Source organism: Stenotrophomonas nitritireducens (genome assembly GCF_001700965.1).
Classification (GTDB): domain Bacteria; phylum Pseudomonadota; class Gammaproteobacteria; order Xanthomonadales; family Xanthomonadaceae; genus Stenotrophomonas; species Stenotrophomonas nitritireducens_A.
Map to the genome: position 1 here is coordinate 3,673,275 of NZ_CP016756.1, position 22,746 is coordinate 3,696,020.

The following is a 22,746-nucleotide window of genomic DNA, read 5'->3' on the forward strand; positions in this document are numbered from 1 at the left end:
TCAGGCGCGGGACAATGCCAGGCACGCAGCGGCTGGCATGCAACCGGGCGCGCGTTTCACTGTGGTGAAGCGCACGGATCCGGTGTGCAGGCGCGGCCGCACAACGCAAACACCGGCCCCTTCCGCTGCAACCGCCAATACATTTGGAACCCTGTCGTGACTGCCTACTACCCGGAATTCTTTTCCCTGGCACTGATCCACCTGTTGGCGGTCATCGCGCCCGGGCCGGACTTCGCCGTCACCGTGCAGCAAAGCTTGCGCAAGGGGCGGCTGGCCGGCATCTGGGTGGCCATCGGTATTGGCGCCGGCATCTCGGTCCATGTGCTGTACACCTTGCTGGGCGTTGGCGCGCTGTTGCATGCCCATCCGTCGTTGATGGCGTTGGCCAAGATTGCGGGCGCGGCATATCTGCTCTACCTGGTGTTTTCTTTCCTGCGCAGCGCCAAGCGGGAAACGCCGGTTGTGGAGATGGAGCTGGGCGCAATGACCGATGGCAGCGCCTGGCGGTCGTTTGCGCTGGGCTTCATGACCAATGCCACCAATCCGAAGGCGACGCTGTTCTTCCTGGCGATCTTCACCACGGTGGTCAGTGCGACCACGCCGCTGAAAATCCAGGTGCTTTACGGCGCGTGGATGTGCTTCGTCAATGCCGCCTGGTTCGTGCTGGTCAGCCTGGTCTTCGCCCAGCCCGGCGTGCGGCAGAAGTTCCTGCGCATGGGCGGGCGGCTGGAAGCATTCATGGCGCTGGTGTTCCTGGGCTTCGCGCTGCGGCTGTTGTGGGATGTCGGCAGAACCTGGCTGGGTGCTGCTTCCGGTTGAGCTGGGGCCTTTCTGAGCTGCGCTGGCAGCAGGAAATTTGGCGTGGGCTCACGCCTCGAAACAACGAGCAGGGCGGTAGGGCACAGCCATATTCCGCTGCGGCATTGCCGGTGACGCCGTTGCCGTGCATGCCCCGGCACTACAGGGCAGCGGCGGGGTTATGGCGGTGCGCGACGTCAACGCACGCCGTGCATCATCCGTTTCAGCAGCGGCGAGGCGATCAGCGCCACTACCGCGCAGCCCAGGCCGATCCACATCAGCAGCCAGAACAGGTGTTCGTAGCGGCCGGCGGCTTCGGCGATGTTCATCACTTCGCCTTCCGGCACGTCGATGGCGGCCAGCTTGCCGAACAATGCCGCCAGGGTTTCGGAAAACGCAGTCGCCAGGAACCAGGTGCCCATCATCAGGCTGACCACGCGCGGTGCGGCGAGCTGGGTGACCGCCGACAGGCCAACCGGTGACAGGCACATCTCGCCGATCTCCAGGATCAGGTAAGCCAATACCAGCCACCAGACGCTGGCCATCTGCCCGGTTGCGCCTACCTGTTGCGCAGCCAGTGCCAAGGGCACGAAGGAGAGGGCGCCGAATACCAGGCCGAACGAAGACTTCAATGGCTTGGACGGATCGAGCCGGCGCTTGTCCAGCCAGGCCCACAGCGCGGCAAACAGTGGAGCGAGCAGTACCAGGAACAGCGCGCCCAGATAGGTCAGCGAACCGGCGGTCTGCGGCAATACGAGGCAATCGCGCACCAGCATCACCAGCATGGCAATCACGATAAGCGCAAACAGCAGGCGCGGTGCCTTGGACGCAGGATCGCGGTCGGACAGGCGTGCCGCCACCACGAAGCCCAACGGCGCCAGCAGCAGCGAGACGATGGACCACGGCAACGGCGTGCCTTCGCGGATGACCAATGCCGGCACCAGATCCTTGGTCAACAGGCGGTCGGTGAAGGTGACCCAGGAGCCGTAGGTCTGCTCGTACAAGGTGAAGAAGACCAGGGCCATGAAGATCAGCACCATCAGCGCGATCATCTGTTGGCGCTGGATGGGCGTGCATTGGCTGCCGGTGAACCAGGCAAACCACAGCAGCACACCGCCGAGCACGACGATCATCAGCATCAGTGCCAGGCTGATCTCACCGCCCAGGGCGAAGGCGCCGTTGGCGGCAGCCCACATCAGTGCGGCCACCGGAACCACGCCGACAATGGCGACCGCATAGATCAACCATTCGCGCGGCAGGCCAAGCACGCGCTCACGCAGGCTGGCAGGTTGCGCCGGCTCGGCGTGGCCTTGCAGGTACTTCTGGCCCCACAGGAACATCGCCAAGCCGACCAGCATGCCGATGCCGGCCGCGCCGAAGCCATATTTCCAGCCATAGGCTTCACCGAGGAAGCCGCAGACCAGCGAGGCGAACAGGGCGCCGAGGTTGATGCCGGCATAGAACAGGGAGAAACCGGAGTCGCGGCGCGGGTCGTTTTCCGGGTACAGCTTGCCGACGATGGTGGAGATATTGGGCTTGAGAAAGCCCACGCCCATGATGATCAGCGCCAGCGACAGGTAGGTGATAGATAGCGCGGCCTCGTCGCGGACCACTTCACCTGCCACCCGCTGCGCGGCATGGCCTTCAAACGCCATGCCGGCGTGGCCGAGCACCAGCAGGATGCCGCCGAACACCACCGCCTTGCGCATGCCCAGCCAACGGTCGGCCAGCAGTCCGCCAAACACCGGTATGCAGTAGACCAGCCCGCCGTAGGCGCCAAGCAGGTCCAGCCCGGCCTTGTCGCCGAACAGGTGGTACTTGGTGAGGTAGAGCAGCAGCAGGGCCTTCATGCCATAGAAGGAGAAGCGCTCCCACATCTCGGTGAAGAAGCAGACGTAGACGCCCTTGGGGTGGCCGAGGAAGTCGTCGGTGCCGGTGGCTGGCAGGATGGATGTGGACATGGGCAGCGTTTGGATCGACGCCGGCGAGTATAGGTGGCCGCTTGGGTCGGCATGGCCCGCGCTGCAGCATCGGCTCAAACCCTCGCCCGGCTGTGCCAAATTGGAGTGTTGGCTGTGCCGCATGCGGGGCCGTGCGGCGTCGCGGCTGGACTTGCTGTTAAGCGGGCGTTAGCGTGGCGAAGGTTTTTTTGCCATTCAAGGGCTTTCCATGAACAACGCTGCGCCTGCGCAGCTCACATTCCGCGCGGTGGTTCTTGCCATCGTGCTGGCTGTGGTGCTGTCTGCCGCCAATGCTTACCTGGGCCTGTTCGCAGGCTTGACCATCGCAACCGCCATCCCGGCGGCCGTCGTCTCGATGGGCGTGCTGCGCCTGCTCGGTGGCGGCACCATTCTTGAAAACAACATCGTCCAGACTGGCGCCTCGGCCGGTTCGTCGATTGCCGCCGGCGTGATCTTCACGATCCCGGCGCTGGTGATCATGGGCTACTGGCCGGACTTCAAGTACTGGTGGGTGCTGGGTATCGCCGGCCTGGGTGGCCTGCTGGGCGTGCTGTTCTCGGTGCCGCTGCGGCGCTCGATGATCGTCGAAGATCCGCTGCCCTTCCCGGAAGGCAAGGCCGCGGCCGAAGTGCTCAAGGCCGGTGAAAACCCCGGCCCGGGCATGAAGATCCTGGGTATTTCTGCGGCCATTGGTGGCCTGGTCAAGCTGGCGGCGGCCTCGGGCCTGCGCATCTTCCCGGATGCCTGGGCGCAGTCGGCCTATGTCGGCAGCTCCAAGATCACCGCCTTCATCGGCACCAACCTGTCGCCGGCGCTGCTGGGCGTGGGTTATATCGTCGGCCTGAACGTCGGAATCGTGGTGGTGTCCGGCTCGATCCTGTCCTGGCACATCGCTATTCCTCTCTACCAGGCGTTCTTCCTGGGCGGCAACCCGGACCTGGCGGCCTCCATCGCCAATGCCGGCTCGGCTGAAGCGGCGTTCGCCATCTGGGGCTCGCAGATCCGCTACCTCGGTGTTGGCGCCATGCTGATCGGCGGCGTCTGGACCCTGTTCTCGCTGCGCAAGTCGCTGTTCAACGGCGTCAAGAGCGGTTTTGCCGCCGCCCGCAAGAGCAGTGGCCCGGCCCTGGCCGAGACCGAGCGCGACCTGCCGATGAAGTGGATGCTGATCGCCCTGATCGCCTTCACCCTGCCGTTGCTGGGCCTGTACCAGGCCATCGTCGGCCAGTGGCACGTGTCGATCCCGATGACCATCATCATGATCGTCGCCGGCTTCCTGTTCGTGTCGGTATCGGCGTACCTGGCCGGTTTGATTGGCTCGTCCAACAACCCGGTCTCGGGCATCACCATTTCCACCATCCTGTTCGCCTCGGTGGTGCTGGTGCTGCTGCTGGGCAAGGACGGCCTGATTCCGGTTGGCGTGGGCGGTGCCCCGCTGGGTGCGGTGGCTGCGATCATGATCGGCGCGGTGGTCTGCTGTGCCGCCGCTGTCGGCGGTGACAACCTGCAGGACCTCAAGGCCGGTTACCTGGTCGGCGCAACCCCGTGGAAGCAGCAGCTGATGCTGGGCATTGGTGCGTTCTCCTGCGCCCTGATCATGGCGCCGGTGCTGAACCTGCTGGCCCATGCCTACGGCATCGGCGCGCCGACCGCGGAACACCCGAACTCGCTGGCTGCACCGCAGGCCAACCTGATGGCGTCGGTGGCGCGTGGTCTGTTCGGCGGCCAGCTGCCGTGGACCATGATTGCTTTGGGTGCTGGCGTCGGCGCGGTGATCATCGCCATTGACGAGTGGTTGAAGAAGACCGGCAAGCGCTTCCGCGTGCCGGTGCTGGCTGCTGCCATCGGTATCTACCTGCCGCTGGAGCTGATGGTGCCGATCTTCCTGGGCGGCCTGCTGGCCCACCTGGTCGAGCGTTTCCACAAGCTGCGTGCCGATGACGAAGAAGGCCGTGATCGCGTGCACCGCCCGGGCGTGCTGTTTGCAGCGGGCCTGATCACCGGTGAAGCGCTGATGGGCATCGCCATTGCGGTGCCGATCGTGGTCAGCGGCAAGGGCGACGTGCTGGCCCTGCCGCTGGGCGGTTTCGCTGACACTTGGGCAAGCCTGTCGGCCTGGGTTGGCCTGTTCGTGCTGTTCCTGGTTGGCCTGCTGATGTACCGCATCGGCAAGAAGGGCGAGCCGGCAGCGAAGGCTTGATTTTCCCTTCTCCCCTTGTGGGAGAAGGTGCCAGCAGGGCGGAAGAGGGGAGCTTTTGGTTTTGAGTTGGCTGGGGCTTGGAGCATTGAGCCAAAGCCAAAGCCAAAGCCAAAGCACCCTCCCCAACCCTCCCCTTGGCCTGCGGCCAAAGGGAGGGGGCTCAAGCCAAAGCCAACACAAAGCCGTCCTTGGGCGGCTTTGCTGTTTTCGGCGGTTGCCTGGCCATGACTTCAAGCCTTTGCAGCCGGATGGCCTGGCCGCCTACCATCGGGGTTTGCCTTTGCCTGGGAGTTGCCCATGAAGCTTCGTCACGCCCTGTTGCCGCTATGCCTGCTGGCCGCCTTGCCGTCGCTGGCCAGTGCGCGCGGTTTTGAAGTCCGCGACATGGTCAAGCTGGACCGCGCGTCCGCGCCCCTGCTCACCGCCAACGGCGCGCAGGTGGTATTTGCCAAGCGCATTGTCGATGCCGACCTCAAGGCCAGCAGCAGCCTGTGGATCCGCGACCTGCGTACCCGCGACATGGCGCCGCCGAAGCAGCTGACCCCGGCTGGCTGGAACGTCAATTCGGCCTCGATCGAAGGCCAGAACGTCTATTTCCTCAGCGCCAAGAACGGCAGCCAGCAGCTGTACGTGATGCCGCTGGCAGGTGGCGAGCCGCGCCAGCTGACCGATTTCGCGCTGGATGTGGACAGCTACCGCATCTCGCCGCAGGGCGACCGCGTGCTGTTCAGCGCCGGCGTGTTCCAGGACTGCGGCTCGGACCTGGCCTGCACCAGCCAGCGTCTGGACAAGGACAAGGCCGACAAGAGCAGCGGGCAAGTGTTCGACAGCATGTTCGTCCGCCATTGGGATACCTGGGCGGACGGACGTCGCAACACCTTGTTCGTGGCTCCGCTGCCGGCTGCCGGCGCGGCTGCGGTGAAGGGCGCATCGGCGATCAGCGCCACGCTGGCTGGCGACGCCCCGTCCAAGCCGTTTGGCGGCAATGAAGACTTCGCCTGGGCACCGGATGGCAAGACCGTCGTGGCCAGCATCCGCGTGCAGGGCAGCAAGGAGCCGTGGTCGACCAACTTCGATCTGTACAAGCTCGATGCTGCCGGCAAGCAGGCACCGGTCAACCTGACTGCGGCCAACCCCGCCTGGGACGCCGGCCCGGTGTTCAGCTCCGACGGCAAGACCCTGTTCTACCGTGCGATGAAGCGCCCGGGCTTTGAGGCTGACCGCTTCGGCCTGATGGCGATGGACCTGGCCAGTGGCAAGGTCAAGGAAATCGCCGCGCAGTGGGACCGCTCGGCAGACGGCATCACCTTGTCGGCCGATGGCCAGACCATCTACACCACTGCCCAGGATATGGGCGAGCACCCGCTGTTCTCGGTGGCCATCGCCGATGGCACGCCGACCAAGCTGGTGGGCGAGGGCAGCATCTCCTCCTTCGATGTCGCCGGTGACGCGCTTGCTTTCACCCGCAATTCGCTGAAGAGTGGCGATCAGGTGTTCACCAGCAGCACCGCTGCCGGCGCACCGCAGCGCGCCATCACCCAGAGCGCCGGCGAAATGCTGGACGGGGTGAACTTCGGTGACTTCGAGCAGTTCTCGTTCAAGGGCTGGAACGACGAGACCGTGCACGGTTACGTGGTCAAGCCGCACAACTACCAGGAAGGCAAGAAGTACCCGGTGGCGTTCCTCATCCACGGCGGCCCGCAGGGCAGCTTCGGCAATGGCTGGAGCTACCGCTGGAACCCGCAGACCTATGCCGGCCAGGGCTACGCGGTGGTGATGATCGATTTCCACGGTTCCACCGGTTACGGCCAGGCCTTCACCGATGCAATCAGCCAGCATTGGGGCGACCGCCCGCTGGAAGACCTGCAGAAGGGCTGGGCCGCAGCGCAGCAGAAGTACAGCTTCCTCAATGGCGACAAGGCCTGCGCACTGGGCGCCAGCTATGGCGGCTTCATGGTCAACTGGAGCGCCGGCAACTGGAACGAGCCGTGGAAGTGCCTGGTGAACCACGATGGTGTGTTCGACCAGCGCGCCATGGGCTATGCCACCGAAGAACTGTGGTTCACCGAGTGGGAGCAGGGCGGTACCCCGTACGACGTGCCGCAGAACTACGAGAAGTTCAACCCGGTCAACCACGTCGCCAACTGGAAGAAGCCGATGCTGGTGGTGCAGGGCCAACTGGATTACCGCATCCCGGTGGAGCAGGGCCTGGCCACGTTCACCGCGCTGCAGCGCCAGGGTATCGAGTCCAAGTTCCTGTACTTCCCGGACGAGAACCATTGGGTGCTCAAGCCGCACAACAGCGTGCAGTGGCATGACACGGTCAATGGCTGGTTGAAGCAGCACATCGGCCAGTAAGTGGATGAAAGGGGCGTGCCGGTGGCGCGCCCCTTTTTTTCAGGCGGCGGCGCCGTTCGCGGAGGCCATCACCGCGGCAGTCGCGAAGGAGAGGGTGCGATGGGAATGTTCAGCATCTGGCATTGGTTGATTCTGCTGTTTGTGTTCGCACTTGCGGCCAGCGTGGTCGGCCTGATTGTCTGGCTGCTCGTGCGTGCCTCGCGTGTTCCCGGCAACCCGGTGGCCACCGCGCAACAACGCCTGCAGCAGCTGGAACAACTCAGGGCCCAGGGCCTGATCACCGATGAGGAATACGCGCGGCAACGTGCGGCGGTGGTGACACGGCTTTGAATTCCGCCGGCAATTGAAGGTGTGTCAAACCAGGTCTGGATGACCGGGAAAAGGCGAGGGACGCGCCATCGTATCCAGTCCTGCGCAATTGCTGTCTCCCTTACGGTGCGGTGCGGCTGCAGGTTTCATCCATGGGCGAGGGGGCTTGCCCGCATACGCACAACAAGGGGATAGACGATGACGGCAGCCGCAACAGGCGCACTCATCAGCAATGACATCATCGTATTCGGCCTGATCGCCGCCACGCTTGGCGTTATTTTCTGGACATCGGGCAGCAGCAACCGGCTGCTGAAGAAGTTCTACAGCTTCGTGCCCGCGCTGCTGCTGTGTTACTTCATTCCCGGTGTGTACAACACCTTCGGCCTGATCGACGGTGAGACCACCAAGCTCTACAACCCGATCGCGCGCGATGTGTTCCTGCCGGCCGCCCTGGTGCTGCTGACGCTTTCCATCGACCTGAAAGGCATTCTTGGCCTGGGCTGGAAGATGCTGGCCATGTACGTGGCGGCGGTGCTGAGCATCATGCTCGGGGCGGTGGTCGCGTTCCAGTTGATGGCCTGGCTGCATCCGGAAACCGTTGCCGGTGCGACCTGGGGCGGGATGGCGGCACTGGCCGGCAGCTGGATCGGTGGCGGCGCCAACATGCTGGCGATGAAGGAGATCTTCGAAGTCGACGCCACCACCTTCGGCCAGTTCGCGGTGGTGGATGTCGGCGTGGGTTACGTATGGATGGCGGTGCTGATCTTCTTCGCCTCACGTGCGCCGGCCATGGACAAGCGCAGCGGCGCCGATACGCGCGCGCTGGATGACCTGCGTGATCGCGTGGCCAGCTACCAGGCCCAGCACGCGCGCATCTCGGCGCTGGGCGACATGATGGTGATGGCCGGCGTGGCGTTTGGTGCGGTGGCTTTGTCGCATGGTCTGGCCGCACCGTTGGCGGATTGGTTTGCGGCCCATGTCAGCTGGTCCAGCGCGGTAAGCATGGACAAACCCTTTGTCTGGGTGGTGCTGCTGGCGACCTTCATCGGCCTGGGCCTGAGTTTCACCCGTGCGCGTGAGCTGGAAGGCGTGGGCGCATCGAAGTGGGGTTCGATGTTCCTGTACTTCCTGATCGCCTGCATCGGCATGCAGATGGACCTGCTGGCGCTGCTGGAAAAGCCCTGGCTGTTCGCGTTGGGGGTGATCTGGATCGGCGTGCACATCGTGCTGCTGTGGCTGGCTGGGCGCCTGCTGCGCGTTCCGTTCTTCTATTTCGCCATTGCCTCGCAGAGCAATATCGGCGGCCCAGCCTCGGCGCCGGTGTTGGCTACTGCATTCCATCCTGCGCTGGCGCCGGTAGGCGTGTTGCTGGGCACTCTGGGTTATGCGGTGGGTACCGGTGCGGCGTATGTGGTTGGGATCACGTTGCGGGCGATGGCTGGGGCGGGGTGAGTTCTGGTGCGCGCTGCGCGCGCTCCTCTCCCCAACCCCCCGCACCGCGCCCCAGCCCTTGCGCTGACGCAAGGCGTTCAATGAGCAGCGAACCTGTGGCTCGCAAGCTGCTCCTTTCACCCCGCAAGGGAGAGGGGCTCAGCGTGCTCCGAACGCCAGCAACATATGCAACTGCAGCTTCAAAGCCCCTCTCCCTTTACGGGAGAGGGGTTGGGGAGAGGGAAAGGCGCAAAGCGCCGCTTTCCCCAGACAAACCCCGCACACAACACCACCATGCTAGGCTCCACCCTCCCACGCCACGTCACCAACGTGGCGTTTTTATTTCCCTTCGATCGACAGGAACAGGCCTTATGCCGACCGAACCCAGTACCGCCCTCATCACCAATGACATCGTCGGCCTCGGCCTGATTGCTGCCACATTGGCCCTGATCTTCTGGCTGGCCAGTGGCCCGACCCCATTCTGGAAGAAGGTCTTCAGCTGGGTGCCCGCACTGTTGCTGTGCTATTTCATCCCCGCCATCTACAACACCACCGGCCTGATCGATGGCCACAGCACCAAGCTCTACAACCCGATCGCACGCGATGTACTGCTGCCGGCCGCCTTGGTCCTGCTCACGCTGTCCATCGACCTGAAGGGCATCGCCAAGCTGGGCCCCAAACTGCTGATCATGTTCGTCACCGGCACTGTCGGCATCGTGCTGGGCGCAGCGGTGTCGTTCCAGGTGATGAAGTTCATCCACCCGGAAACCGTGGCCGGTGACACCTGGGCCGGCATGGCCGCCCTGGCGGGCAGCTGGATCGGCGGTGGCGCCAATATGGCCGCCATGCGCGAGACCTTCAACGTCGATGCAACCACCTTTGGTCAGATCGCGGTGGTCGACGTGGCCTGCGCCAGTCTGTGGATGGCGGTGCTGCTTTGGCTGGCTGGGCGCTCGCAGGCGATTGATACCAAGAGCGGTGCTGATACCTCGGCCATTGACGACATGAAACGCCGCATCGCCGAATACGAAGCCAAGAGCGCGCGCAACCCCAGCCTGACCGACCTGATGGTGATCGTGGGTGTGGGCCTGGGCATCGTCGGTCTTGCCCATGCTTTGGCCACGCCGCTGGCCGGCTGGTTCGGGCAGAACGTGAGCTGGGCCAGCAAGGCGTCACTGGATTCTTCGTTTGTGTGGGTGGTGATGCTGTCCACGCTTGCCGGCCTGCTGTTGAGCTTCACCCGCGCGCGCAACCTGGAAGCTGCCGGTGCATCGAAGATCGGCACCTTGTTCCTGTACTTCCTGATTGCCTGCATCGGCATGCAGATGGATCTGCAGTCCTTGGCCGACCGCCCGTGGCTGTTCCTGCTGGGCGTGATCTGGATGGGCGTGCACATCGGCTTGCTGTACATCGTGGGTCGGTTGCTGCGTGCGCCGTTGTTCTTCTTTGCCATTGGCTCGCAGGGCAATATCGGCGCCGCCGCATCGGCACCGGTGGTGGCGGCGGCCTTCCATCCCACGCTTGCGCCGGTGGGTGTGCTGCTCGGCACGGTGGGTTATGCCACCGGCACGGTGATCGCCTATATGACCGGCTTGATGCTGAAGTGGATGGCTGGCGCCTGAGGCTTCAGCCGCCCTGCCTGCCGCCTCTTGTAGGAGCGGCGTGAGCCGCGAAGCCGGCGAGCATTGTAGTGCCGAGCCATGCTCGGCAGGGCGTTACCGGTAAGGCCTCTGCCGAGCATGGCTCGGCACTACATGAAGCGAATGCCGAGCATGGCTCGGCACTACAGGTAGCAAAAAGGCGGCGCCCATGGCGCCGCCTTTTTGTTTGTCTTCCCGTTGCTTCAGCAGCAGCGGAAGCCGCTCCTGCCGCCGAAGCGGGCTTCCTGGCGTTCGCGGAAGAAGGTTTTGTAATCCATGACCTCGCGGTCAGGGTGCTTCTCGCGCATGTGCCGGACATAGTTGTCGTAGTCCGGCACGCCGCAGCAAAGCCGCGCGGTCTGCACCAGACGCCGCCAGGTGCGGCGGAACGTCTGGTACTGGCCGACGGGGACCAGCTCGGTGCCCATTACAGGTCAACCTCGTGCGGCTTCAATGCCACGTAAGGCGTTTCCTTGTCGGTGCGGGTCGGCGAACGACGTGCCGCGGCAATGGTCTTGATCGAATACACCAGCACCGCGAACACCACGAACAGGAACAGCGCGGTCAGGCCGGTGTTGATGTAGTTGTTGACCATCACCTGGTGCATCTGGTCGAAGTTCTTCGACGGTGCCAGCAGCTCCTGGGCGGCAATGGCATCACGGTACTTGTGTGCCTGGGCCAGGAAGCCCACTGCCGGGATGTCGGAGAAGATCTTGATGAAGCCGGCTGCGGTGGTGCAGATCAGCAGCCAGATGGCCGGAATCAACGGCACCCAGGCGTACTTGTCCTTCTTCATCTTGAACAGCACCACGGTGCACAGCAGCAGCGCCACGCCGGCCAGCATCTGGTTGGCGATGCCGAACAGCGGCCACAACATGTTGATGCCGCCCAGCGGATCGGTCACGCCCTGGTACAGGAAGTACCCCCACAGCGCCACGCAGCCGCCGGTGGCGATGAAGCTTGCCACCCACGAATCGGTGCGGCGCAGGGCCGGCACGAAGTTGCCCAGCAGGTCCTGCAGCATGAAGCGGCCCGAACGGGTGCCGGCGTCCACCGCGGTCAGAATGAACAGTGCTTCGAACAGGATGGCGAAGTGGTACCAGAAGGCCATCATGCCTTCACCCGGCAGCACCGCATGCAGGATCTGCGCGATACCCACGGCCAGGGTGGGCGCGCCACCGGCACGCGAGAGGATGGTGGTTTCACCAATCTCCGCGGCGGTTGCGGTCAGCTGCTCCGGGGTGATGGCAAAGCCCCAGTTGCTGACCACCTGCGCAGCATGCACCACGTCGGTGCCAATGATGGCGGCCGGGCTGTTCATGGCGAAGTAGATGCCCGGCTCGATGATCGAAGCGGCCACCATGGCCATGATTGCCACAAACGATTCCATCAGCATGCCGCCGTAACCGATGTAGGCGGCATGGCCTTCATTGGCCAGCAGTTTGGGCGTGGTGCCCGAGCTGATCAGTGCATGGAAGCCCGAAACTGCACCGCAGGCAATGGTGATGAACAGGAACGGGAACATGCTGCCCTTCCACACCGGGCCCGTGCCATCGGCAAACTGGGTCAGCGCGGGCATCTTCAGTTCCGGCATCACGATCAGGATGCCGATCGCCAGGCCGACAATCGTGCCGATCTTGAGGAAGGTGGACAGGTAGTCGCGTGGGGCCAGCAGCAGCCACACCGGCAGCACCGCGGCGACGAAGCCGTAGCCGATCAGCATCCAGGTGATCTGGATACCGGTGAAGGTGAACATCGGGCCCATCACCGGGTCAGCGGCAACCTTGCCGCCGTACCAGATGGCAGCCAGCAGCAGGATCAGGCCAACGACTGAAATCTCGCCGATCTTGCCCGGCCGGATGTAGCGCATGTACACGCCCATCAGGATGGCGATCGGCATGGTCGCGATCACCGTGAACATGCCCCAGGGACTGCCCTCCAGTGCCTTGACCACGATCATCGCCAGCACCGCGAGGATGATGATCATGATCATGAAGACGCCGAACAGGGCGATGGTGCCGGGCACCTGGCCCATCTCCTCGCGCACCAGGTCACCCAGCGAGCGGCCGTTGCGACGGGTCGAGATGAACAGGATCATGAAATCCTGCACCGCGCCGGCCAGCACCACGCCGGCAATCAGCCACAGCGTGCCGGGCAGATAGCCCATCTGGGCAGCAAGCACCGGGCCCACCAGCGGGCCGGCACCAGCAATCGCGGCGAAGTGATGGCCGAACAGTACGTGCTTGTTGGTGGGCACATAGTCCAGGCCATCGTTGTTGAGCACTGCCGGCGTGGCGCGGGTGGGATCAACCCCCAGCACCTTGTTTGCGATGAACAGGCCGTAGTAGCGGAAGGCCACCAGATACAGCGATACCGCTGCCACCACGATCCACAGGGCATTGATGTGTTCGCCGCGCCGTAGCGCCACGACGCCTAGACAGAATGCGCCGATCAGGGACAGCAGCGCCCATCCGGCTTTTGAAAAACCTTTCATCGAGTTGCCTCGCAGGGGAATATGCCCAAGGTTCTACCCATGCTGGTCGGGGGTCAATGTGCATGGCGGCTGAAGCGGATGCGACTTTGGTCTTAGGGCGATGTCTTATCGAACATGACTGCGGGGGTGTATTGGCTTTAAGTGGCAGGCTGGAACAAATGGTTGCAGTGATGACGATTGGTTTGGGTACTGGCGGCAGTCATTGTCTGCTGCATGTTCAAGGAGATTCCTCATGAGTAACCAGGATTCCGCCCGGGTGGTTCGCAGCATCCGTGGCATGCCTACTTCCGATGGTGCGGGGGTGCGGTTGACCCGTGTCATCGGCACGCCATCATTGCCGGAGCTTGATCCGTTCCTGATGCTGGACGAGTTCGGCACCGACAGGGCAGAGGACTACATCGCCGGCTTCCCCGAACATCCGCACCGTGGCTTCGAGACGGTGACCTATATGCTCGATGGCCGTATGCGACACAAGGACAACCACGGCAACGAGGGATTGCTGACGCCTGGCAGCGTTCAATGGATGACAGCCGGGCGAGGGCTTGTGCACTCGGAGATGCCCGAGCAGGAATCAGGCCGCATGCGTGGCTTCCAGCTGTGGGTGAACCTGCCGGCGCGCGACAAGATGACCGATCCGCGCTACCAGGAGTTCGCTGCCGAACGCATTCCGCAGCTGGCAGCGGCCGAGGGTGTCAGCGTGAAGGTGATCGCCGGTACGGTGGATTCGGTCAGCGGGCCGATCCAGCAGCCGGCTACCGAGCCGTTGTATCTGGATGTAAGCCTGAGCCCGGGCAGCGCCTGGACCTGCCCGCTGCCGGCCGGGCACAACGCGTTCGCCTATGTCTTCGAAGGCGATGCATCGCTGGGTGAAGGTGAGGATGCGCGTGCGGTGGAACTGCAGCAGCTGGCCGTGCTGGGTGGTGGCAGCAGATTGCAGATGCGCGCCGGTGCGCAGGGCGCACGATTGATTGTGGTGGCGGGGCGTCCGTTACGCGAGCCAATAGCGCGGCATGGGCCGTTCGTGATGAACACCCGCGAGGAGTTGATGCAGGCCTTCGTTGATTACCAGGAAGGCCGCTTCTGAGCGATGACCGGTCCCGCGCGTTCTGCGCCGGGACCGGCATCAATACCGGCTCAGTTGCTACCGGCCAGCGCGGATGGATTGAGGTTCAAGGTCTGCGTCAGGTTCTGCAGCGTGCCCAGCTCGGTGGTGTCGGCCGCGTCGATCCAGATCTGCGCGTAGCGGTTCTTGTCCAGCTTGACCACGCTGATGCGGCGCGATTCCAGCCCGGGGACATCGCGGCCACCCATGTCGAGTTTGTACCAGTACATCGCTTCGCCGCCGAACTCGCCTTTCTCAGCGCGCAGCGGGCGGTTCAGGGCCAGGCCGGGATCGCGCCCGCTCAGCATCATGTTCAATACCGTGCGGCCATCTTCGGTGGTGGCCTTGCAGACGATGAAATCACTTTGCGTCTGTTGATCCCAGTGCAGCCCGCTATTGGCGGGCAACGACGGGCATTGCACGGCCTGCTGGGCGAACGCGTTGGCGCAGGCGCCTAGCGCGAGTACGGCAGAAAAAAAACGGACAGTCTTCACTTCGCATTCCCCCATGGAACATCGGCCAACGGCGCGACGAAGTCGTGTGGATGGTTCTGAAGTCACGGCACGGCATGGCTGGTGGGTGGTATCCGTCCCCCTCTGTACGTGCATCCCCATGCGCGCCAGCCAAGTGGCGACGGTATTACAAAATCCCCATCACTTGCAAAATGTCTTTGCGTTCAACGGAAACGGCCCCGCATGGGGGCCGTTTCGTTTATTGATAACAGTTGAAACCAATGGCTGGCTTACTTGTCGCTGCCGATCCACTTATAGGCCAGGCCGCCGATGGCCGCGCCCAGGATGGGTGCCACCCAGAACAGCCACAGCTGGCTGAGCGCACCGGCGCCGGCAAACAGGGCGACCGCCGTGGAGCGGGCCGGGTTCACCGAGGTGTTGGTGACCGGGATGCTGATCAGGTGGATCAGGGTCAGGGCCAGGCCAATGGCGATCGGCGCGAAACCGGCCGGGGCGCGGCCATGGGTAGCCCCCATGATCACGACCAGGAACACGGCGGTCAGCACCACTTCGCACAGGAAGGCCGCCGCCACGGTATAGCCGCCCGGCGACAGTGCGCCGTAGCCATTGCTGGCGAAGGCGCCGGGCGAACTGCCATCAATCAGGAAGCTGGCATTGCCTTGGGCGATCTGCAGCAGGATGAAGGCAGCAACGATACCGCCCAGCACCTGGGCCACGATGTAGGGCAGCAGGTCCTTGGCCGGGAAGCGGCCGCCGGCCCACAGGCCGATGCTCACGGCTGGGTTGAAGTGGGCACCGGAGATGTGGCCGAACGCATAGGCGCCGGTCAGTACGGTCAGGCCGAAGGCAAGCGCAACACCGACAAAGCCAATACCCAGCGGATTACCGTCACCGCCGAATTTCGCAGCCAATACCGCGCTGCCACAACCTCCCAATACCAGCCAGAAGGTACCGAGAAACTCGGCAGCCAGACGCTTTCCCATGCTCATGATCATGTTCCCTTTGATATTCCCCGGTTCGGGTGTGGGGAAAATAACGGAGAAGAGGGGAGGATGAGTAGCGAAATCGTTAACTGTTTCTCGCTATTGCCTGTAGGTAATTAGGGCTATGCGTGACTTGCGGGTTGCCGGCGACAGCGGCGCAGGGTCGCGTCGCCGGGTTCCGCCCCTGCAAGGGTTTGCCGAAGGCACTCAGCCCGGCAGCGGGATGAACTCCTTGTCGTCGCCCGGGATGCTGCCGAAACGGCCTTCACGCCAGTCGTCCTTGGCCTGCTCGATGCGCTCCTTGGAGCTGGAGACGAAGTTCCACCACAGGTGGCGCGGGCCATCCAGCGGCTCGCCGCCCATCAGCATCGCTTTGACCGGAGTTTTGGCGCGCAGGCGGCCGCGCGCGCCGGGTTCGGGGATGACCAGGTGCTGGCTGGGAACGTCGGTCCCGTCCAACTGCGCGTCGCCTTCCAGGATGTAGAGCGCGCGCTCCACGTGCGAGGTGTCCAGGTCGATCTCGGCGCCGGGTTCCAGGTCGATGGCGACGTTCAAGGTGTCGGCGAACACCTTCACCGGCGATTCCTCGCCATAGGCGCGGCCGGCGATCACCCGCAGCCAGGCGCCGTCACGGTGTTGCTGCGGCAACTGGTCGGCGCCGAAATGGAAGAAGGCCGGATCGGTTTCCTCGTGGCTCTTGGGCAGGGCAACCCAGGTCTGCATGCCATGCACGGCCTGCTCATGCTCACGCACGGCGGCGGGGGTGCGTTCGGAGTGCGCAATGCCACGGCCGGCGGTCATCCAGTTGACGTCGCCCGGGCGGATGACCTGTTCCGATCCCAGGGTGTCGCGGTGCCCGATCTGGCCGGCCCACAGGAAGGTGACCGTAGCCAGGCCGATGTGCGGATGTGGGCGTACATCAATGCCCTGGCCGGGGCTGAAGATGGCCGGGCCCATATGGTCCACGAACACGAACGAACCAACGCTGCGCGCCTGCAGCGTAGGCACCGCACGACGGACCTGAAAGCCGCCAAGGTCGTGGACGCGCGGGCTGATGATGGTGGTCATGGCGGGCTGGCTCCGGATTGCTTGAATGTGCGCGCAGGATGGCATGGCAGAAGCGAAGAGGGAGTCGTCGTGCGGGGAATGGATTGTTGTTTGGGTGGGTTGATGGGGCTGGGGAGGGGGGAGCTCCTGCTATTGCGCATCCACCAAAACAACCGGACAAGCAGAGAAAACCAGTCTCCCCTGCAACTACACGGCTGCCCTACCCAAGCCCCCAAACAAGGACCGGAGAGCAACGTGAAGGGCTACAATCGCCATCTTCCTTCCCCATCCCGGAGACCTCCGCAGTGACCCGCAAACTCGTGCTGTTGCGCCATGGCCAGAGCCAGTGGAACCTCGACAACCGCTTCACCGGCTGGGTGGACGTGGACCTCACCGAGCAGGGCCGCCAGGAGGCTGCTACCGCTGGCCGGCTGATGAAGGAAGAAGGCCTGCAGTTCGATGTGGCCCACACCTCGGTGCTCAAGCGCGCCATCCACACCCTGCAGGGTGCCTTGGCCGAGCTGGGCCAGGATTGGCTGCCGGTCAACAAGTCCTGGCGCCTGAACGAGCGTCACTACGGCGGCCTGCAGGGCCTGGACAAGGCCGAGACCGCCGCCAAGCACGGCGAGGAGCAGGTCAAGGTGTGGCGTCGTTCCTACGACATCCCGCCGCCGCCGATGGACCTGGCCGATCCGGGCCACCCGATCCACGACCGCCGCTACGCCGGCCTGGACCGCAATGCGCTGCCGGCCACCGAATCCCTGGCGACCACGCTGGAGCGTGTGCTGCCGTACTGGCATGACGCCATCGCCCCGCAGTTGAAGGACGGCAAGACCGTGCTGGTCACCGCCCACGGCAACTCGCTGCGCGCGCTGTACAAATACCTCAACAACGTGAGCAAGGAGCAGATCCTTGAGCTCAACATCCCGACCGGCATTCCGTTGCTGTTTGAATTGAACGACGACCTCACCGTCAAGTCGTTCCGCTACCTGGGCGATCCGGAAGCGGCCAAGAAGGCCGCCGAGGCCGTGGCCAACCAGGGCAAGGCCAAGTAAGCGACCCGCTGAAAGCAGCGTCGCTGTTGCCTGCTTAGGCAGTGAATCACCCAAAGACCGATGTCAGCTTGCTGGCATCGGTCTTTGCGTTTGTGTGGAAGTGGCGTCAGCCGCGAAGCTGGCATTGCTGAGCTTGCAAGCGTCGACTGCACCTGATGGCGTCTCTGCTTCGCGGCTTACGCCGCTCCCACAAATTCAGTTCCGCAGCTCCGTAGCCCGGGTAAGCGCAGCGCACCCGGGGCTGTGCATTGAAAGGTCAGCGCCGGAACCGGCGTTATTGTTGTAGGAGCGGCGTAAGCCGCGAAGCTGGCATTGCTGAGCTCGCAAGCGTCGACTGCATCTGACGATGTCTCTGCTTCGCGGCTTACGCCGCTCCCACAAAACTCAATTCCACTGCTCCTTAGCCCGAGCAAGCGCAGCGTACCCGGGGCTGTGCATTGAAAGGTCAGCGCCGGAACCGGCGTTATTGTTGTAGGAGCGGCGTAAGCCGCGAAGCTGACACTGCGGAGGTCGCAAGCGACAGATGGCGTCTGACGATGTCTGTGCTTCGCGGCTAACGCCGCTCCTACAAACTCAGCTCCGCAGCTCGGGCTGTACCCTCAACGTTGGCACTGGGTGGGGCTGGCATCACAACGTGCGTTGTCACGCAGGGCAAGATCCTTGCCGATGTTGTAGCCGCCATACAGCAGTGCTGTCAGCAGCAAGGCCAGACCAACCATCAGGTTCTCGGTGCGGGTGCCAGCAGGCTTGGTGCCACGGTGATGGTATGTGGGTTGCTGACAAGTTGGATGAGCAGCAGATCCACCGCCGCAACCTCCAGCGCCGCCGCAACCGCCATCCGCGACTCAAGCGAGGCACTGCCCTCGGCTTCCAGCCGTTGCACGGTGCGCGCGCTCAAACCGCAGAGGCTGGCCAGGTGCTCCTGCGACCAGCCGCGGGCCTCCCTCAGCTGTTTGATCCGCTGTCCGTCGATCTTCATTGTTCCATCTTCCATGGCGCGTTCCTGACGATGTTAGCCGAGCGCGCAGGCTGCCGGATGCGCGCGGTCGACAACACGACAGCAAGCCGACAGCAGCGTGTCGGCTCAATTGAATCAATGGCTTGCAACTTTTCCTGGCGGTAGTCGCGCGGTGTCGCAGCGCGCATTTCAATGGCTGTAGCGGTCTTTTGGGGAAGGCATGTGCCATGCCATCATCGGCCACTGATCACGATGACTGGAGTGTCTGCTTGAGCAAATGGATGATGTCGGTAGTGGCAATGGTGGCGCTGAGCGCCTGTAGTGGTGATCCCGAAGCTGCACCCAACGCCACACCTGAAGCGGCCGCTGCGAAGCCCGCAGCAGCAAGCACTCAGCGCGGCGAAGGGGCGGCCTACGAAGTGCTGGGCAGTCAAGTCTGGGACGTGCCCGACCCGGTCAGTGGCCGTGGCTACCAGGTATTCGTGGCCTTGCCTGCCGGCTATGCGGACAACGCCGACAAGCGCTACCCGGTGCTGTACGTCACCGATGCCGACTATGCGTTTCCATTGGTCTGGCAGATGGCGCGGCGCCTGAATGTCGAAGGCCGCAAGATCAACGACTTCATCCTGGTTGGCCTGTCCTACGCGAAGGGCGAGGGTGGAATGCAGAGTCGCCGGCGCGACTACACGCCCACCGCCAATGGCCCAAGCGGTTCGCCAGCCGATGCCGTGCACGGTGGCGCCGGCGCCTACATCACCTATCTGCAAACCCAGGCGCTGCCCTTCGTGGCCAAGCGTTACCGCACGGACGAAAACCGGCGCATGTTCCTGGGGCATTCCTATGGCGCCCTGCTTGGCACGCAGGTGCTGCTGGAGCGGCCGCAGCTGTTCAATGGCTACATCCTCGGCAGCCCGTCGTACTGGTTCGACAAGCACGAGATGGAGCGGCGGCTGGCCCAGGCTGGCAAGGCGCCCGAGCTGCCGGTACGGGCCTACATGTACGTGGGCGAGTACGAATCGGTGCAGCATGGCGGCGACGCCGACATGGTGGTCGATGCGCAGCGCATGATCGGTCTGCTGGGCGCCCGTGGTGGCAAGGCACTGGAGCTGAAACTGGACGTGCTCAATGACGAGGACCATCTCAGCGTTGCCCCGCGTGGCTTCATGCATGGGCTGAAGTACCTGCTGGCTGCGCCGCAGGGCTGAGCCACGCCTGGTACAGGGCCGGGCGCTGATAGCGTCCGGCCGGGGTACGCGGCAGCACGACCAACGGCAGGTGCGCTGGCGCGCGATGTGTCTAGACTTTGGTCAACGCCTTGCCTGCGCCAAGACATGCCCTTGCCGCCAACCAGATATCGCAGCGACACAACACAGGCGTCCGTCCGGCGCCGGGTGTTCGAGGGTGAGCGCCTGGCCGTTCGGGTAAGTTGGTACGCGCCTGACGAGCATATGCAACGGCATGCGCATGACTGCCATCAGCTTTCATTGCTCCTGCTGGGCACCTTGCAGGAGCAGACCTCGCGCGGCGAGGAGCGCCTCGCCGTGCCGGCATTGGGGGTGAAGCAGGCCGGGGTGATGCATGCCAATGACTATGGTCCGGCCGGTGCATTGATGCTGGGTATCGATCTACCGGCCACGTTCGACCTGCAGGAGAAACTCGGCATAGGCCAGGCGTGGCAATGGCGTGGCGGTGACCTGCAGCCGGCGCTGCAAAGTGGGCGAAGCCTGCTGTCGGCCTTGTTTGCCGGCGAGCTGAGCCATAGCGATATCGACAGCCGGCTGTGGGAGCTGCTGGCCAGCATGGCCGCCACCGGCGAGCGCCCGGCTGGCGCGCCGCCGCGGTGGCTTGCAAGCAGTTGCCTACGCCTGCAGGAGCAGACGCTGCCCTTGGCCGAGCTGGCCAGCGAGGTCGGTGTGCATCCGGTGTACTTCGCCCGCGCGTTCGCGCGCTGGATGGGTTGCGCACCGTCGGTGTTCCGTGCGCGCGCGCAGTTGCAGCGCGCCTTGCCTTTGTTGGCCAAGGGCCACGCGCTGGCCGATGTGGCACAGCGCGCCGGCTTTGCCGATCAATCCCATCTCAGCCGCATCGCGCGGGCGCATAGCGGCTTGACCCCGGCCCGGTTGCGCGCGCTGCTGCGGGCATGAGCAGGTTCAATCCGTTCAAGATTTGCCGGGCAGCGAGCAGGCATCGTGCTTGCGGTCAGTCACGGAGTCAGCCCATGTATCTGCGCAACATCCTGTCGCTGCTCTTGCTGCCCGCCTGCCTGGGCGCTGCGGCAACGGCATCAGCCGCGACTCGGGAACAGGCTGCGCGCCAGCTCGCCACGTTCCTGGACGGCATTCCGCAGCTGAGCCCCGGCTATGCGGTGGTGGTGGTCGATCATGATCGGCAACTGCTGGGCTATGCACGCGGGCAGCGCAATGCCGGCACGGCAGCGCCGTTGACGATGCACACGCCGATGTACATCGCCTCACAGACCAAGTCGTATATGGGGCTGCTGGCGCAGTTGCTGGACCAGCAGGACGTGCTGCGCCTGGACAGTACCCTGGCCGATCACTGGCCGCAGCTGCACCTGCCTGACGGCGTCGATCCTGCTGCCTGGACCTTGGCCGATCTGCTCAATCATCGCGTTCCCTTGAGTGCCGATGCCATCACCATGCTGGAGGCCTACATCGGCAGCCCTGATCCGGCGCTGTATCCGCAGCTGCTGCAGCAGTTCGCCAGCAAACGCGCCGATGGCTTCGACTACGACAATCTCGGCTACAACATCTACGCGGCCATCCTGCAGCAAAGCACCGGCCGCTCGTGGCAGGATTGGTTGCAGCAACAGCTGTTCACGCCGCTGCAATTGCATGAAACCGCAACCCGCACCTCGTCCTTGGATCCGACGCAGCTGGCCTTCAATCACCAGTGGATGGGCGCAGGGCAGGGCTGGCGGCTGGTGCCACCCAAGGCCGATGCGCTCATGCATTCGGCTGGCGGCATGATGACCTCACCGCGCGACATGGGCCGCTGGTTGCGCTTGCAGCTGGGCGCGGGCTTGTCGCCACAACTGGATGCCCCTGCGCTGCAGGCTGCACATCGTATCGGGGCGCAGGTGGACCCGAAGGCGCGCAATGCCTACGAGTTGCCCTGCAACGGTTATGCCTACGGCTGGAACGTGTGCGACTTCGAAGGGCATACGCTCTACATCCATGGCGGCAGCTACACCGGCGCGCGCAGCATGATGGCGTTCTCGCCGGATCTGGGCGTGGGCATCGGCGTGTTCTCCAACTCGGACAACGCCACGGGCTGGCTGACTTCGCGCACGGTTGTGCAGTTTTTCCAGTATCTGATTGAGCATCCGGAGGCTGATTCCTGGGCGCGGATCCGTCAGCAGGCTTACCCGCAACGTGTTGCCGAGCAGTTGGCTGGCACACAGGCACGGCAGCGCAAGGCGCACGAGGATCCGCGTTGGCAGGGTTGGCAATGGCAACCCGTTACAACCGCTGTTTACGCCGGCGACTATCAGGCGGCGCAGTTGCCGGTGACGGCAGAAGTTATTGCGTCCGATGAAGGGCTACAGCTCCAACTAGGTGCGCTCAAGCGCACACTGACGCCCGCTGCGCCGGATCTGTTTGCTGCCCAGGATGGGCCCTTGTCGATACCGGAGCCCTTGCAGTTCCTGCGGGACGGGCAGGGTGGGCTGCTTGGCTTTGAATTCGATGGGCAGCGTTATCTGCGTGCCTCGCCCAAGTAACTGCAAGCGGCGGCCTCAGTTTGTGGGAGCGGCGTAAGCCGCGAAGCTGGGCACGCCGAGATTTCCTCGGAGTTTGCGGTCTGAGCATCTACGTGCTTCGCGGCTTGCGCCGCTCCCACAAAAGAGGTGTGCATTGGCTTGCCGTACAACGCAGAAGCCCGGCATCGGCCGGGCTTCTGGTCAACACGTTCGGTGCGG

Annotated in this window: 18 protein-coding genes; 11 read left to right on the forward strand and 7 right to left on the reverse strand. The window is 64.0% G+C overall.

All coding sequences use genetic code 11. The features are described from left to right. Positions 1-156 precede the first annotated feature (156 nt). Positions 157-819: a LysE family translocator gene (locus tag BCV67_RS15665; RefSeq protein WP_062171657.1), complete on the forward strand. Its 663-nt coding sequence runs from the start codon at positions 157-159 to the stop codon at positions 817-819. 176 nt (positions 820-995) lie between these two features. Here BCV67_RS15665 and BCV67_RS15670 read toward each other — a convergent pair whose 3' ends face one another. Continuing rightward, the gene (locus BCV67_RS15670) at positions 996-2,759 is read right to left on the reverse strand and encodes a peptide MFS transporter (protein WP_062168558.1); all 1,764 of its coding nucleotides are present in this window, start codon (positions 2,757-2,759) and stop codon (positions 996-998) included. 208 nt (positions 2,760-2,967) lie between these two features. On the opposite strand from BCV67_RS15670, the gene BCV67_RS15675 reads away from it, so the two are divergent. The 5 genes from BCV67_RS15675 to BCV67_RS15695 all read left to right on the forward strand — a co-directional run bounded on the left by BCV67_RS15675 (position 2,968) and on the right by BCV67_RS15695 (position 10,679). Further along, a complete protein-coding gene (locus BCV67_RS15675) occupies positions 2,968-4,959 on the forward strand; it encodes an OPT family oligopeptide transporter (RefSeq protein WP_062168557.1) in 1,992 nt (663 codons plus the stop codon). Positions 4,960-5,256: 297 nt separating this feature from the next. Next, positions 5,257-7,317 (forward strand): alpha/beta hydrolase family protein, encoded by a 2,061-nt coding sequence (locus tag BCV67_RS15680; RefSeq protein ID WP_062168555.1) that lies wholly within the window; start codon positions 5,257-5,259, stop codon positions 7,315-7,317. Positions 7,318-7,416: 99 nt separating this feature from the next. Beyond that, on the forward strand, positions 7,417-7,647 hold the full coding sequence (locus tag BCV67_RS15685; RefSeq protein WP_062168553.1) for an SHOCT domain-containing protein: 231 nt from the start codon (positions 7,417-7,419) through the stop codon (positions 7,645-7,647). 177 nt (positions 7,648-7,824) lie between these two features. Next, positions 7,825-9,078 (forward strand): DUF819 domain-containing protein, encoded by a 1,254-nt coding sequence (locus BCV67_RS15690; RefSeq protein WP_062168551.1) that lies wholly within the window; start codon positions 7,825-7,827, stop codon positions 9,076-9,078. Positions 9,079-9,428: 350 nt separating this feature from the next. Then, complete coding sequence (locus BCV67_RS15695; RefSeq protein WP_062168549.1) at positions 9,429-10,679, forward strand: DUF819 domain-containing protein; 1,251 nt, start codon at positions 9,429-9,431, stop codon at positions 10,677-10,679. A gap of 221 nt (positions 10,680-10,900) precedes the next feature. On the opposite strand, the gene BCV67_RS15700 is transcribed toward BCV67_RS15695, so the two are convergent. Continuing rightward, positions 10,901-11,125, reverse strand: a complete 225-nt coding sequence (locus tag BCV67_RS15700; protein WP_057626620.1) for a YbdD/YjiX family protein — start codon at positions 11,123-11,125, stop codon at positions 10,901-10,903. Next, positions 11,125-13,191, reverse strand: a complete 2,067-nt coding sequence (locus BCV67_RS15705) for a carbon starvation CstA family protein (protein ID WP_062168547.1) — start codon at positions 13,189-13,191, stop codon at positions 11,125-11,127. Before BCV67_RS15705 ends, BCV67_RS15700 begins: the two co-directional genes overlap by 1 nt. A gap of 232 nt (positions 13,192-13,423) precedes the next feature. On the opposite strand from BCV67_RS15705, the gene BCV67_RS15710 reads away from it, so the two are divergent. Then, the gene (locus tag BCV67_RS15710; RefSeq protein ID WP_062168544.1) at positions 13,424-14,275 is read left to right on the forward strand and encodes a pirin family protein; all 852 of its coding nucleotides are present in this window, start codon (positions 13,424-13,426) and stop codon (positions 14,273-14,275) included. A gap of 50 nt (positions 14,276-14,325) precedes the next feature. Here BCV67_RS15710 and BCV67_RS15715 read toward each other — a convergent pair whose 3' ends face one another. The 3 genes from BCV67_RS15715 to BCV67_RS15725 form a co-directional block, all read right to left on the reverse strand. Further along, positions 14,326-14,787: a hypothetical protein gene (locus BCV67_RS15715; RefSeq protein ID WP_231732375.1), complete on the reverse strand. Its 462-nt coding sequence runs from the start codon at positions 14,785-14,787 to the stop codon at positions 14,326-14,328. Between the two features lie 248 nt (positions 14,788-15,035). Beyond that, a complete protein-coding gene (aqpZ, locus tag BCV67_RS15720) occupies positions 15,036-15,755 on the reverse strand; it encodes an aquaporin Z (protein ID WP_082746722.1) in 720 nt (239 codons plus the stop codon). A 201-nt stretch (positions 15,756-15,956) separates the two neighbouring features. Next, positions 15,957-16,817, reverse strand: a complete 861-nt coding sequence (locus BCV67_RS15725; RefSeq protein ID WP_062168540.1) for a pirin family protein — start codon at positions 16,815-16,817, stop codon at positions 15,957-15,959. A gap of 284 nt (positions 16,818-17,101) precedes the next feature. Here BCV67_RS15725 and gpmA point away from each other — a divergent pair, with 284 nt between their 5' ends. Continuing rightward, the gene (gene gpmA, locus BCV67_RS15730; protein ID WP_062168538.1) at positions 17,102-17,851 is read left to right on the forward strand and encodes a 2,3-diphosphoglycerate-dependent phosphoglycerate mutase; all 750 of its coding nucleotides are present in this window, start codon (positions 17,102-17,104) and stop codon (positions 17,849-17,851) included. 718 nt (positions 17,852-18,569) lie between these two features. Here the strand turns inward: gpmA and BCV67_RS15735 are convergent. Next, positions 18,570-18,845 (reverse strand): helix-turn-helix domain-containing protein, encoded by a 276-nt coding sequence (locus tag BCV67_RS15735; protein ID WP_082746580.1) that lies wholly within the window; start codon positions 18,843-18,845, stop codon positions 18,570-18,572. Positions 18,846-19,108: 263 nt separating this feature from the next. Between BCV67_RS15735 and BCV67_RS15740 the strand changes: the two genes are divergently transcribed. From BCV67_RS15740 to BCV67_RS15750, 3 genes are all read left to right on the forward strand, one after another. Next, a complete protein-coding gene (locus BCV67_RS15740) occupies positions 19,109-20,014 on the forward strand; it encodes an alpha/beta hydrolase (protein WP_062171653.1) in 906 nt (301 codons plus the stop codon). Positions 20,015-20,293: 279 nt separating this feature from the next. Continuing rightward, entirely contained in the window at positions 20,294-20,953 is a 660-nt protein-coding gene (locus BCV67_RS15745; RefSeq protein WP_062168534.1) for a helix-turn-helix transcriptional regulator, read from the forward strand. A 74-nt stretch (positions 20,954-21,027) separates the two neighbouring features. Then, positions 21,028-22,548, forward strand: coding sequence for a serine hydrolase domain-containing protein (locus BCV67_RS15750; RefSeq protein ID WP_062168532.1), 1,521 nt, complete (start codon positions 21,028-21,030; stop codon positions 22,546-22,548). Positions 22,549-22,746 lie beyond the last annotated feature (198 nt).

Bases quoted from the DNA above. Each gene is read 5' to 3' on its own strand.
- BCV67_RS15670 (WP_062168558.1), bottom strand. From the start codon at position 2,759: ATGTCCACATCCATCCTGCCAGCCACCGGCACCGACGACTTCCTCGGC.
- BCV67_RS15675 (WP_062168557.1), top strand. From the start codon at position 2,968: ATGAACAACGCTGCGCCTGCGCAGCTCACATTCCGCGCGGTGGTTCTT.
- BCV67_RS15680 (WP_062168555.1), top strand. From the start codon at position 5,257: ATGAAGCTTCGTCACGCCCTGTTGCCGCTATGCCTGCTGGCCGCCTTG.
- BCV67_RS15685 (WP_062168553.1), top strand. From the start codon at position 7,417: ATGGGAATGTTCAGCATCTGGCATTGGTTGATTCTGCTGTTTGTGTTC.
- BCV67_RS15690 (WP_062168551.1), top strand. From the start codon at position 7,825: ATGACGGCAGCCGCAACAGGCGCACTCATCAGCAATGACATCATCGTA.
- BCV67_RS15695 (WP_062168549.1), top strand. From the start codon at position 9,429: ATGCCGACCGAACCCAGTACCGCCCTCATCACCAATGACATCGTCGGC.
- BCV67_RS15700 (WP_057626620.1), bottom strand. From the start codon at position 11,125: ATGGGCACCGAGCTGGTCCCCGTCGGCCAGTACCAGACGTTCCGCCGC.
- BCV67_RS15705 (WP_062168547.1), bottom strand. From the start codon at position 13,191: ATGAAAGGTTTTTCAAAAGCCGGATGGGCGCTGCTGTCCCTGATCGGC.
- BCV67_RS15710 (WP_062168544.1), top strand. From the start codon at position 13,424: ATGAGTAACCAGGATTCCGCCCGGGTGGTTCGCAGCATCCGTGGCATG.
- aqpZ (WP_082746722.1), bottom strand. From the start codon at position 15,755: ATGAGCATGGGAAAGCGTCTGGCTGCCGAGTTTCTCGGTACCTTCTGG.
- BCV67_RS15725 (WP_062168540.1), bottom strand. From the start codon at position 16,817: ATGACCACCATCATCAGCCCGCGCGTCCACGACCTTGGCGGCTTTCAG.
- BCV67_RS15735 (WP_082746580.1), bottom strand. From the start codon at position 18,845: ATGGAAGATGGAACAATGAAGATCGACGGACAGCGGATCAAACAGCTG.
- BCV67_RS15740 (WP_062171653.1), top strand. From the start codon at position 19,109: ATGGTGGCGCTGAGCGCCTGTAGTGGTGATCCCGAAGCTGCACCCAAC.
- BCV67_RS15750 (WP_062168532.1), top strand. From the start codon at position 21,028: ATGTATCTGCGCAACATCCTGTCGCTGCTCTTGCTGCCCGCCTGCCTG.